The organism is Proteus terrae subsp. cibarius (assembly GCF_011045835.1).
Lineage (GTDB): Bacteria > Pseudomonadota > Gammaproteobacteria > Enterobacterales > Enterobacteriaceae > Proteus > Proteus cibarius.
In genome coordinates, this window is record NZ_CP047349.1 from 3,427,988 (window position 1) to 3,441,292 (window position 13,305).

General features: G+C 36.9%; 12 protein-coding genes. 7 read left to right on the forward strand and 5 right to left on the reverse strand.

Annotation, left to right across the window (positions count from 1 at the left end; translation table 11 throughout):
• Positions 1-34 precede the first annotated feature (34 nt).
• The 4 genes from caiF to GTH25_RS15745 all read right to left on the reverse strand — a co-directional run bounded on the left by caiF (position 35) and on the right by GTH25_RS15745 (position 3,585).
• Positions 35-427, reverse strand: a complete 393-nt coding sequence (caiF, locus tag GTH25_RS15730) for a carnitine metabolism transcriptional regulator CaiF (protein WP_164530732.1) — start codon at positions 425-427, stop codon at positions 35-37.
• Positions 428-1,243: 816 nt separating this feature from the next.
• Complete coding sequence (fsa, locus tag GTH25_RS15735) at positions 1,244-1,906, reverse strand: fructose-6-phosphate aldolase (RefSeq protein ID WP_164530733.1); 663 nt, start codon at positions 1,904-1,906, stop codon at positions 1,244-1,246.
• A gap of 292 nt (positions 1,907-2,198) precedes the next feature.
• A complete protein-coding gene (locus GTH25_RS15740) occupies positions 2,199-2,810 on the reverse strand; it encodes a lytic polysaccharide monooxygenase (RefSeq protein WP_164530734.1) in 612 nt (203 codons plus the stop codon).
• 319 nt (positions 2,811-3,129) lie between these two features.
• The gene (locus tag GTH25_RS15745) at positions 3,130-3,585 is read right to left on the reverse strand and encodes a regulatory protein RecX (protein WP_075673485.1); all 456 of its coding nucleotides are present in this window, start codon (positions 3,583-3,585) and stop codon (positions 3,130-3,132) included.
• Positions 3,586-3,941: 356 nt separating this feature from the next.
• Between GTH25_RS15745 and GTH25_RS15750 the strand changes: the two genes are divergently transcribed.
• From GTH25_RS15750 to GTH25_RS15780, 7 genes are all read left to right on the forward strand, one after another.
• Entirely contained in the window at positions 3,942-4,931 is a 990-nt protein-coding gene (locus GTH25_RS15750; protein WP_164530735.1) for a hypothetical protein, read from the forward strand.
• Positions 4,931-6,073, forward strand: coding sequence for a BamA/TamA family outer membrane protein (locus GTH25_RS15755; protein ID WP_164530736.1), 1,143 nt, complete (start codon positions 4,931-4,933; stop codon positions 6,071-6,073). The genes GTH25_RS15750 and GTH25_RS15755 overlap by 1 nt, the downstream gene beginning before the upstream one ends.
• Entirely contained in the window at positions 6,073-7,227 is a 1,155-nt protein-coding gene (locus GTH25_RS15760; RefSeq protein WP_075673488.1) for a DUF4056 domain-containing protein, read from the forward strand. The genes GTH25_RS15755 and GTH25_RS15760 overlap by 1 nt, the downstream gene beginning before the upstream one ends.
• 275 nt (positions 7,228-7,502) lie before the next feature.
• Positions 7,503-8,297: a protein bax gene (locus GTH25_RS15765; protein ID WP_075673489.1), complete on the forward strand. Its 795-nt coding sequence runs from the start codon at positions 7,503-7,505 to the stop codon at positions 8,295-8,297.
• Between the two features lie 163 nt (positions 8,298-8,460).
• A complete protein-coding gene (locus tag GTH25_RS15770; protein WP_075673490.1) occupies positions 8,461-9,879 on the forward strand; it encodes an MBOAT family O-acyltransferase in 1,419 nt (472 codons plus the stop codon).
• Positions 9,866-11,068: an SGNH/GDSL hydrolase family protein gene (locus tag GTH25_RS15775; RefSeq protein WP_075673491.1), complete on the forward strand. Its 1,203-nt coding sequence runs from the start codon at positions 9,866-9,868 to the stop codon at positions 11,066-11,068. Before GTH25_RS15770 ends, GTH25_RS15775 begins: the two co-directional genes overlap by 14 nt.
• A complete protein-coding gene (locus GTH25_RS15780; protein ID WP_099660475.1) occupies positions 11,043-12,275 on the forward strand; it encodes an SGNH/GDSL hydrolase family protein in 1,233 nt (410 codons plus the stop codon). The genes GTH25_RS15775 and GTH25_RS15780 overlap by 26 nt, the downstream gene beginning before the upstream one ends.
• Before the next feature lie 68 nt (positions 12,276-12,343).
• Here the strand turns inward: GTH25_RS15780 and GTH25_RS15785 are convergent, their stop codons facing one another.
• Complete coding sequence (locus tag GTH25_RS15785) at positions 12,344-13,282, reverse strand: methyl-accepting chemotaxis protein (protein ID WP_075673493.1); 939 nt, start codon at positions 13,280-13,282, stop codon at positions 12,344-12,346.
• Positions 13,283-13,305 lie beyond the last annotated feature (23 nt).

The window sequence follows — 13,305 nt, forward strand, 5'->3', positions numbered from 1 at the left end:
TTCAAATTGTTTAGTATGAAACGAAGTCACGTAATTAGCGACGTTGAGATTTTGACAACATCCATTGCCATTTTTGCTCATGGTTCAACCCATGAGGGATCATTGCCGCTATTTTTTCAGGAGAACTTTGACTACTTTTACCTTGAACATGGCCTTTTAAGCGTGAATAAAGTTGAGGATCGATATGACTCACTTTGATCATTCGTTGACACTGACAGCCTCTACCTTCTAGTTGGTTAGGTACACTTTTCGTTTCACACTCAATTTCTTTTACATCAGAAAGAATGTAAGAAACGATATTAATCGCATTGCATTGAGGAATATCGAATTTTTTTGCGATTTCCTTTGCACTTACCCAACGTTCTTGCTCTTGAACCCAGTCAGCAATTGACAGATAAAGTGGCTTACTCATGTATTCTTCACACATAATTACTCCAATATCACAAATGAAATTTATTTATTGCTAAATAAAGATAATAACTATATATGTTAATTATCATTGCACCGCGGAGTATCGGTTTTCCCTGTTAATTTGAGAAGTTAACAAACTAATCAAAATAATATTTAGTTTACTTTTAACAACCAAACTCTTTAATTAACACACCCGTCACAATTTATTATTTTGTTATTAAAGCCAAAGTAATAACAATTAAACCGAGTAAAAACAAAAAATTAATTAAATATTAAAATATAAAACACACCTTTTAAAGAACCACTTATCAAATTGATTTTAAAGGAGTTTTAATAAACAAAATAAAAAAAGAAATAGATTATATTAATAATCCATTTATAGACTAAGATTATAGTAATAGATTTTAATTTAGATTGCCAGAAAGGTGGCTTATTATTAGATATAAATCAATAATCGTTTATCTTCACTTGCTGATAGGTCTATAAAAAATTCATTAGAAAAATTAAAGATTAAATAGAGTGATAGGAAAGAATTTAATTTTAATACTCATTTCCCTATTACATTATCAATAATGTACCCAGATAATAATAATTAAAAATCATGTATCTATAATATAATCCTATAAAATTAGCAAAAATAAGCAGATGATCGCTCTATTTATAATCACTAATAAAAGAAGATTATTTCAATAATAATTATCTATTTATCTTCATTTAAAAATAATCAAATATTATTTCAAATAAGACTCATTTACGCTTATCTCAAATAAACATCAATTAAGCGCTATATAAATAGAATAGCGCTGATCATATAATGTCTAAGTAGATCCTACTAAAGAAGGCGACGATCAAATGCAGTTTGCCAGTCATCGGCGAATCTATTTACCGCATCATCCACAACCGGGGAACGAATAATAGAGTAAGCAAGCTCAATCGGTAATGTCACTGAAGAAGCGCCTGCTAATAAACAATCGACCACTTGTCGTGGTGTTTTAAAACTCGCTGCTAGGATTTTTGTGGGTAAATTATGCATAGTAATTAGAGTTTGTAACTCTTTTACCACTCTTACACCATCAGAGCCTTGTCTATCCATTCGATGCACATAAGGAGCAATATAGTCTGCACCTGCTAATGCCGCCATTAACCCTTGAGACACACTGTAAATTGCAGTGCCTAATACCAGCATATTTTTTTGCTTTAATTGTTTAATAGCGACAAGCCCTGCTTCTGTAACAGGAATTTTAATCACGGTATTATCTGCAATATTTCCTATACGCAATGCTTCTTCAATCATGGTATCGACATCACTGGCAATGACCTGTGCAAATACGCGGCCTTTACCGCCCATTGCTGCTTTTAATTCGGGTAACAGTATTTCAATATCTTGTGCGGATTTAGCAATAATAGACGGATTGGTGGTGACACCTGCAATAGGAAGAACTTGAGAGAGTTTTCTGACTTCTTCGATATCCGCTGTATCTAAATATATTTCCATAATCGCGCCTCAATAATGTTGGTTTTTAAGCTAAATAATTATAGGTATAACGTAAAAAGTAGCATTGTGCGCGATGGATTTCTAGTGGTTCCAATAAAAATAGCGCCCGAGTAAAGGCGCTATTAATTAAATAACGATAATAAATAGTCATGTTTTTTATTTAATAAAAGACATTAGCACTGTTCCAAATTTATAATTCGGATTTATGATCTATTTATAATTTAAAAATAAATAAGATTGAGTACAATGCCATTATTAATATTAAATAATTTCTTCTATTACGTTAAATTGATTATTTTTTAAAGTCAGCATCAATGACTTGATAAAATGCATTGCCTGTATCTGCAATATTCCAAACACCTAAAATAACCTGATAACCTGAACGCTCTGGTATATTACAATTTAATTTTACGGTTTCTGTTGGTATTTTCCCATTATCATCTTGTTGACAAAATGGTGTTAAATCAAAAGCAGCACGAGTCAGTGGTTTATTTACATCCCACTCTGGTTTGGTAATAAAGAATTGCCATGAAGCTGTACTGTGTTTAGCGGTTAATGTCCATTTAAAGGTATTTTCTCCACTTTTCATTACTACTTTATGCCAGCGATCAGCACTTTGTTCATTTAAAGCAGAAAAAGCGTCTTTTCCACCACTGGCAATTTGACCATCAGCAGGCCCGCCATTAGGAAATCCTTTTTTCCCTTCAATTGATTGAGGTTCATACTGTATTGGACCACAATCTTTATTTAAATTTTTCCCTTTTGCTGAACAAAGAAAAGCTCTACTGGGAGGGACATCAATATAGCCATGTTTTAACGTCACATCAGCTGACGCTGTTGAAATAAAACCCGCTGATGATAATAATAATGTTGCAGTGAATACCATAAGTTTATTTTTCTTCATAATAAAGCCTCATAATTATTAATAAGTGTTTTTAAATATAATGATTGCATCAATCACAATATATACTAGTCAAAAAAAGATAATTAAATATTGATTTATTTATATTTGTGAGCAATATCGCTATTTAATTTAATATTAAAATGGAACTAACACGGTAATTTAATATTTATTAGATGATGATATTTTACTGGAATAATAAATAAAAATAATTTCTTAATATTATTAAAAATAAAGTCGCAAATAAACACTTAAATAGAATATTTACGAACTGCTTAATTATTAAGATAAATTTTATTATAAAAAATCTTACAATAAAAAGTTAAAACAGCGCATTGATATAATCAGAGGTAAATCCACGATATTGTAGATAGCGAATTTGCTTGGCTCTCTCTTTAAAGTCTTTGGGTTTAGCTGTACCGAATTTTTTTTCTTTAAGATCTTGGCAAAGTGCGTACCAATCAGTATCTGTTTCTTCTAATACGCGTTCAATAATTTCGCTAGGAAATCCTTTTAGTCGTAACTCTTGGCGAATACGTAACGGCCCATAGGATTTATTTAAATAACTACGAAAGAAACTATAAATAGTTCGATTGTCATCGAGATACTGGCTTTCAAGTAAACGTTCGATCACTTGAGGCAAACATTCGGGAGCCGTCGGTGAATCTTTCTCAGTTTCGCGAATTCGGCGTTCGATTCGACGTTGTAGTTCACTTGTACTGTAATCACGACGAGACAGCATAAAAATAGCGTACTGATAAAGCTCTTGATAGGTCATAACGTTCCTTTATTAAAAGAGTCCATATAAAACGACTATTATCTTAACGGTTTATCACCGAAATAGCTTATTTCAGTGTTAATTTCATCAGTAATATCGAGAGAAATAAAACAATAATAATTAAAAGAAGAGTTACTATTCTCTTTTAGAATTTTAATCGACCAGTTTTATTGAGATTTTCTTAGGGAAAATAGGGGTATTAACTTAATAATCCCTTAATAATACTACAATAATGCGAAATACAAGCATCAATTACTGTATATCGCACTTATAGCTGGTGACCATCTATTAGAAAAAGATTAAAATTTCCGGCTACTCTTTTACTACTTACTTTTTTAATTTTCTGTGGGTTATGTATGAACTTTTCCAATTTAAATAAGGTGGTGTTGACCGCCTCCCTTCTTGCGACTGGCTTCTCTTATGCGGATAGCGATCGTCCACTGTTGTCTTTAAGTGTTAGCCAATCTGGTGGTACTGCTTTAAATAATGAAGGTTCATTAGATACTCGTACCCCAGCAAGCCAATCTCGTGTTTTACCCATTTGGGGCGATGAAGCTCGTTCCCGTGGTTATGATATTCCAGAGCCTTTTGGTGCTAGCTATAGTTATATGAATCTACGCCAAGATATTATTGTAGATAAGATCGGTTTTATCATGCCAGCAAACCCAGAAACAGCAAAAGCACTAAAAATAGATGCAGGTCATACTCGTGAAAAAAGTGAAACCCATATGCTAAAACTGGATAGTTGGGTCTTTCCATTTTTGAATGTTTATGGGCTATATGGAAAAACTAAAGGAACCTCCAATACTATACTAGCAGGCGGTAGTTTGGGTCCTATCCCATTAGATTTTCTACTTAAAGATAAGCCTTTTAAATTAGATTTTGAAGGTAAAACTTATGGTGCAGGCTTTACTTTAGCGGGTGGCTATAACCAATTCTTTACTACTTTTGACTTAAACTATACCAAAACAAATCTAGATATCTTAGACGGTGATATTAAAGCGTTAATAATCTCACCTCGTGTAGGTTATGAGTTTGTTTTTGAGCCTTTAATATCAGGCCAAGGTAATACTAAATTGCAAATTTGGACAGGTGCAATGTATCAAGATATTACCCAACGCTTTAAAGGGAATATTAATGGTTTAAATCTCCCACCAGATTTTGCTGGTTTTATTGAAGAAATGGGTGATCCTAATATGAAATTCGATGTTGAACAGCATCTTGCCCATAAATGGAACCAAACTGTAGGTGCGCGTTTAGAAGTGACTCGTAATTTTAATGTGATCACTGAGCTTGGTTTCAACAACCGTAATAGCTTCTTTGTTTCAGGTGAGTTCCGTTTTTAATGGTTAAATACCCCTTTATTTTTGGGCTGGCATTTGCCAGCCTATTTATTTCGCATACAGCACAAGCTCAACTCTTTCCCGATAGACAACAAATAGACCAATGGCTAGTTGGATTAGGGGGAGAAAATAACTTCGACCGCAGTAAAACTATTGACTGGGGCGTATTACCGGGCCCATTTTATACACCAGAACTTGAATTGGGTGTAGGTATCGCCCTTGTTGGTCTTTATCAAGCGGATAGTCGCCCTGATAGCAAAATCTCGTCTCTTTCGTTAAGTGGCTTTGGTTCATCAACTGGTGCTTTCGGTATGACCTTTAGCAACTACACTTATCTGGCTGATGATACATGGCGCTTTTATCTCACTGGAACACTAAATAATGTCCCCACTAATTATTGGGGAAAGGGTTATCACGAAGGGCGTGTAAAAGATCATTTCGGCGAATTTCGCTCTCAAGAATTGCGTCTAATTCCCACTTTATTGCGCCAAATTACCAAAAACACCTATATAGGATTAGGGTGGGATTACTCCAACCTACAAGCCGCGGCTCCAGATGCTCCCTTCAAAAACTATATGAATGCACGTAATTTACCTTTGCGTTCAACCAGTTCGGGATTAACGGCTCGCTTTACTTATGATAGTCGTGACTTTTTGCCTAATGCTTATCAAGGTCAGGCTTTTGATATCAGCTATACCCATTATTCACCGGATACGGGCAGTAATAATCGTTTTAATGCGACGCAGATACAATATAACTACTATTATCCTTTAAGTGATAATGCGGTATTAGCATTTGATAATTATGCTCGTTTTACATCAGGTGATGTGCCTTGGAGCCAATTATCTAAACTCAGTAATGGTCACCAAATGCGAGGCTATTATGAAGGGCGATATCAAGATAATCATGTGTTTTCAACCCAATTAGAATACCGCCAAAAACTCGATTGGCGTCATGGCATTGCACTTTGGGTTGGTGGTGGTACGTTAAGCGACCAAGCGCGTGATTTAGGTAAAAGCCATTGGCTACCGAGTGTCGGTGTGGGTTATCGATTTGAATTTAAACCACGTATGAATGTGCGCCTCGATTTTGGTATAGGTAAAGAAAGTACAGGATTCTATTTTCAAGTAGGTGAAGCATTTTGATGTTTAAGCGGTTTCTTTTTATCAACACCTTTGTCTTCTTCTTATTTATTGCAGGTTGCACTCAAGTCACTCCTGTAAAATCTCTGCATGCCAATCTTGATAGTGTTACCGATGAAGAAGCAACACAGCTTTGGCAAACCCCCACACCATTAACCGCACCCAACGGCTTAAGACCTTGTTGCGCCTTTGGTTACGACTTAAAAGTTAAAGCGTTCGAAATCCCTATTCCTTTTTATCGTATTGATAACGTTGTTGAGGCCTCAGCATTGGGTAATCATCGTTATAACGACAGTTTTTGGTTAGGTGCAGGTGCAGTATTGGGCTTAGGAAGTGAAAAATCTGGCTTAATTTATTCTCATAAAGGGGGATTTCTTGATATCGCCCATATTCGTGATACGGCGGATTATACTTATTATCTTTTTAGCCATATCTACCCAAAATTAGGGCAAGAGTGGACGCTAACGCTAAGTGATGAGTTGGCACAACGTAAAATCCACTTTAATACATTCACTCCACCTAAAAACGAATTAGAACGTTATACCTTAAGTGCCTATCTTGCCGCACATCTCGGTTATCGCCTTGCGGTATGGCATGAAATTGCACAATGGTATGGTTTTCGTTCTGTTCCCGGTTTTTCAGAAGGTATTTCTGCATTTTCACCCGAAGATCTCTATTCCAACTTAATTGGGGCAAGGCTTTCTCTTACGCTTATCTTAAAGGGTCATGCCACCAGCCTTGAACAATATAATCAATCAATGCAAGGTATTATTCCCTCTGCGCTCTACCAATTAGAAGCTCAACCTCGCCAATTAACGCAACAATGGTTTGATGTGATTGATGGGCAATGGTGGGATAGTCAGCAACGTGTACCTGATAAATTCTTAGTTTTATTGCGTGATTATCATATCTCAGACCAACGGTATCCAGTGTTACCTTTCGAGGAAATAACGGCCCCTCACTACCTCACTTTACCTAGTGCTTATTCTGGTTACGTTTTAGAACAATTAGCAGAATTTCAGCTTTGGCCAACAAAGGAGATGGGAAATTTGCCTCATACCCAAACCTATTTAAGTGAAGCGGATTTTACTGATTTAACAGAAAAAGCGCGTGAAATTGATAATAAAACTAGACCAAAAACAACAAAAATTGACTAAATAACCAACAAAATTGACACATTAAAAACGCTTAATTTTACTAAATTTAGGTTAAGTCATGTCTTTTTACATAAGATAAATTTAAGATTGCGCCAAAAAAGCATTTTTTGTTAAAGGAGAAAAGCGATTATAAAACGTGGCTTTCCAGTAAACCTTATACATTTATTTAACAAATCACTCGTAGTTATCCTAATGTGAGACGATATTTTGTAGCTATGAAAAAAGTAATTTGCTAGTATTCGTTCGATTTTTATCCAGTTAAACGAGGAGAAGCAATGCCCTCTCAATTGATGAGGACAAGTGCCGTCTTCGCTTTCTTGATTTCACTACTATTTACTGGTGTAAGTTTTGCTTCAACCAGTACCAGCAGTTCCCAGATACTGCAGGCGTATTCTTTCAAAAACACGTCAACACCGTTGCCAGATTTGAAAAGATACCCTTCGGGAACACAGCGTAAGAAAGCGTTTTTAAATGTCATAGTTCCTATTATTGATAATATTAATAATAAGATAATGAGAGATCGTGAGTGGTTAACTGCTCAACGTAAAGCCCAGCACTGGGGCAGCGCAGATTTAAAAAAACTGCGTGAAATCTGTCAATACTATGGCGTCACATGTACCAGCCCCAAAAAAGTAAATTGGGATTCGTTATTAACTCGCGTTGACATTATTCCGACACACTTTGTCGCAACGCAAGCTGCAACGGAATCTGGCTGGGGAACATCGAAGTTGGCACAACAAAATAATAATCTATTCGGTATGCGATGTGGGAGTCAGTCTTGCAATAACGTTCCAGGGAAAACCAAAGGCTATGCAGCCTACCCTGATATTGAAGGCTCAGTGATTGCTTATATGCGTAATCTTAATACGCACCGCGCCTATAATTCATTGCGCTCCTCAAGAGCACAGCAAAGAATGACGCAGCAACAACTCGACTCTCGCCAGTTAATCACTGACTTGAAAGGTTACTCAGAATTGGGTTCAAGTTATAACGATTATCTGACCGAAATGTTCGACTCAAATAAAAAGCTGATTACTCAAGTTCAGTTGCAGTCGAAACAAGATAGTTAAGCCTTTACAGGCTTTCATCTGACAAAAAGCCACTTTTCTTTCTAGAGAAAAGTGGCTTTTATTTATCACAAGATAATCTTTTGATTGAAAGCCTGCTTAGAATTCATAATATATGGGGTAACACATTTGGTATGACTTTTAAATCACACCCTTAGAGCCCTTTATGAATTTTTTTTCATTCGAGTTTCTCGGAGCCTTTGTTAGTTTTTTTGTTCTATACTGGCTCTTCCAAAAGCATATTAAGATCCAAAATATCTTACTGATAACAGTAAGTTACGCTTTTCTTTTTTATGCGGATTATCGTCCTGCGATTATCTTATTAAGTTACACTCTCTTTATTTATTTACTGGCGAATATATTAACTAAGTACACATCTTCTAAAGTCATATACTGGCTATTAGGATTATTAGTTGCGATCTATTTTACTGCCTTTAAATATTACTCATTCTTCCAAGAAACGCTGACACAAGCATTCCAACAATGGGGGCTCAGTATTGAGTTGCCTCTTATTGAATTGCTTGCGCCATTAGGGCTCTCTTTCTATATTTTCCATTCGGTTAGTTACGTGGTTTCTGTTTGCCGAAAAGAGATCCCTAAAGCACCGTTTTTGGATGTCGTTCTTTATTTATGCTTTTTCCCTAGCATAGTCGCGGGACCAATTAATCGCGCTAAAGAGTTTCTTCCACAAATTCAGGCTCCAACACGAAAAATCATTGATTATAAAGGGGCGATAATGCTGATTGTTTTAGCTATCGCAAAACTCTTTTGGTTAAGTGGTTGGTTCTCAACAAACTATGTTGATCCGGTATTTAATGCGCCCGATTTAGCGCAAAGCGGACAAGTGCTGACGGCAATTTATGCCTATGCATGGCATATCTATTTCAATTTCTCTGGTTACACCAATCTTGTTACAGGTATTGCCTTATTGCTGGGCTTTGTTGTCCCTCGCAACTTTAATGCGCCTTATTTAGCGATAAATTTAGCTGATTTCTGGCGTCGCTGGCACATCAGTTTATCTACCTTTATTCGTGATTACGTCTATATTCCTTTAGGGGGTAATCGTAAAGGGGTGATTAGACAAAATTTTAATGCCTTTGCCGCGATGGTAATTTCCGGATTATGGCACGGTGCTGCTATGACCTTTATTATTTGGGGTGCTATTCACGGGATTGGAGTCGTGTTATTAAATATTAAACACCGCCTCCTCCCAGCGAAGAAAAATGCCCCACCAAGCGCGTTATCGTCATTAAATATGTTGTTGTCATGGATAATCACTTTCCACTTTGTTTGCTTTGCTTGGATATTTTTCCGCAGTCAAACCGTGGGAGATGCTTTAGTTTTAATACAGCAACTCTTTAGTGTGGGTGCTTGGGCGTCATTACAAGCTGAAGGCTTAACCCTCTTTATGTTCTGGGGACTTTTCTTACTTTACCCTTGCTTTGTCACATTAAGGGATATTGTGGCTCGTTTTGAGAAAAGAGTACCGTGGTATGTTTATCCACTACCACTTGCGTTGATCCTCACAATTATTTTCATGTTGTCTCCAGATGGGGTGCCAGGATTTATTTATGCCAGCTTTTGATTTCTGCTCAAACTTAAAAAAGACAGCAAAAGTTGCCTTAATGGTGCTATTTAGCACCCTCTTTCTGATTTGGCTAAACCAATCATCACTAGAGCGTTTTTGGCAACAACAATATCATCGCCCTGCACCTTGGTCTGGGCTTTCTCACTATTATGCTTGGCAAGTGGGTGGACAACTGCGGGATGGCGTATTCGTTGCAGTAGAAAGTTATGAAAATTACCTACAAGTTAATCATCCGGATAATCAAGCTAAACCAATAGTGCCAATCTCAGCCCCTGAGCAGCTTCCTGAAGGCTTTGCTGTTGGCTTACACTTCTTTAATGGGTACACACGACCAGCGACTCAATTAACGCAACGCTTTCCTCAATTATTAGAGCGCAAGCAAGCAATGGGTGGATTACCTTACCATTCTGTTACTGACGTCTCTGATGCGGCATTAGAAGCCTTAAAACCTATTGTTCCAAAAACAGAAATTATCTTATCACCAAAAGATAAAGTGTTATTTGCAGGCGATTCAATGATGCAAGGTGTTGCCCCTTTACTTAAACGTCAACTGCAAACGGATTACAACATCAGCAGTATCGATTTAAGTAAACAAAGTACAGGACTTGCCTATCCACGCTTTTTCAATTGGCCACAAACCATTGCGACACGTTTAGCCAGTGACGACTCCATCAAATTATTAGTGGTCTTTTTAGGCCCTAACGATCCTTGGGATATGCCGCCTGATGGTGGAGGACGCTACTTAAAATTTGCCAGTGAAGCATGGGAATCTACCTACCGATCACGTATTGCAGGCATTATAGAAAATGCGAGACAGAATAATGTCACGGTGATTTGGGTTGGGCCTCCTAATATGCGTAAACAGAAATTATCTGAAGGTATGGCATATCTTGATAAACTTTACCGTGAAGAAGCTGAGAAAATGGGCGAAATTTACCTTTCCGTCAATGATATGTTTAAATATGAGAAAGATATTTATTCTGATTATATGGGTGATGGTAGCAGTCGTGTTAAGTTAAGAGCCGGTGATGGCATTCATTTTAGCTTAAAAGGTCAGCAAATTATTGCTCAACACGTATTCTCACGTATTCATCTTCAAGAAGAAATTAAAGAAGATAATGCAGTCGATGATGTAAAAGATAAAAACACGGTTATTGTAAATGAAACAAATAACGCACATCCTTGAGCGTAAAACTTTAGTCAGTAGCTCGATCATACTGGCTTTAGTTTCGCTCTTAGTTGCTTGTAACCAAGACTCTGAAAAAACAGTAAAGCTCCCAACTCCCACAGTATTACCTGCTGATGGTTCAAGACAGCTTTATAACTACCATGATCCCCATTTTGCAGGCTTTGTTAAGAAATTACAGCAAGGTCGCCAAACTGTGCATATCGTTCAATTAGGGGATTCTCATACTGCAGCTGATTTTTTCAGTGGTAAGTTGCGTGAACGTTTTCAGGCCGACTATGGTAATGGTGGTATTGGTTTTATTCCTCCGACGAATATCGCAGGTCAGCGTATTGCGAACGTACAATACCAAAGTGACAAAAAAGCTTGGACACTGCTTTCAAGCAGGAAAGATAGCGATCCTGATTTCCCATTAGGGGGCTTTATTAGTGAACCTCAAGCTAAATGGGCAAAATTGCAGTTATCTGAAAACCCAGTCACTCAGCAACGCTATCAATTACAAGCACTTTATAAAACGCCAACAACAGCGCAAGTGAATGTACAGTCATCGACAAGCAAAGTTCTTTCACTGTCGCAAACACATGGTAAATGGCAATTTTCGAATCCAACAGCCATGACATTCCCCGTCAGCATTACAGTTAGCAAAAATCAGCCAGTTAAATTAGGCGGTTGGTTGATCACCAATCAACAACCCGGAGTTATGCTTTCCTCATTAGGCATTAACGGTGCCACTATTAATATGATGGATAGATGGGGTACACAGTGGACCGAAACATTAGGGCAATTACATCCTGATATGGTGATTTTGGCTTATGGTACGAACGAAGCCTTTAATGATACTTTTGATTTAAATGCTTATCGCCAGCAACTTACGGATAAAATTCGCCAAATTCGCCAGCAAGCACCTAATAGCGCTATTTTATTAATTGGGCCTTCTGACTCAATCAAGAATAAAGAAGCCTCTGACTGTCGTTCACAACAGCCTCAATGGCTAAGTGATATAGTCAGAATTCAAAAAGAAGTTGCCCAACAAGAGAAAACGCTGTTCTGGGATTGGCGTGACTATATGGGGGGAGAATGTTCAATAAAAGCGTGGGCATTGTATGATTTAGCAAGACCTGATGGTGTTCACCTTTCTCGAGAAGGTTATGAAAGCAGTGCCAACACACTTTATAGCCAACTGAGCACATTAATGAATAAAGGATAATTCACTCTTTCCGACATACAAAAAGGAGCTTATCGCTCCTTTTTGCTTTTCTTATTTTTATTATTTAATTAATAAGACTCTGAATTTAATAACGCATCCACATATTTGATAACACCAACACTGGCTTGTTCCATTTGTTCTATATATTGTGTTACGGCTTCTTGATCACCATTTATGTTGGCACTTAGCGCTAAACGGCCACATTCATGGACTAACTTATGTGGCTCTTCTAAACGACGAAAAGCCTCTGTGCCTGCAAATTTCCGACCATCACCTTGGTAATACCATTTCCCTAATCGGCATTCGGTGTGTTGATTAACACAGTGCTCATCATCATTATTTAATAAATGAATATAAATAGCTTCTTTCCATAAAACATGATCGAGTTTGACGGTATTAAAAAACTGTTGCATCGAAATAAAAGTAAAAATATGTTTAAGCTCGCTCACTTGCTCTGATAATGACGTTAAATTTTGATGCCCTTCTTCTACCTGTATTTTGATTTGTTGAACCTGTTCTTGGTTTTTTTCTGTGGTTTCTTTAACGGGAATAAAGCGAGCACCTAAATTATTGTTAATGCTAGCAATAGAAAATGCCTGTTTCTGGATCTCTAATGACAATTTTTTCATCTCTTGAGCTAAGACTGAAAAACCTGCACCTTCTCGTCCTATGTGCCCTGCTTCAATTGCTGAATTTATCGATAAAATATTCGCCTGACTGGAAAGCCTATCGATATTGCTGGCGCTCTCTTTAATTTTTTTTAGCCAGCTAGAGAAATTTTCTATCTCTTCTCGGCTATGCGTAAAATGTGTATCAACTTCATTTAAGAATTGAGTTAATAAGCGGGAATTATCTAGCATCTTGCTAAATAGATGTTCCATCTCATCGAGCAAATTAAGCTTATCTTGTAGCTTATTGCTTGATGATAAAATCGAATCACGTATCAGTGTGATTGTGTGAATATTACAATCCGTGTGTTTAATAAAAAGTGAATTATAGTCAACCATAATATGACAACCCCAATGTGCCC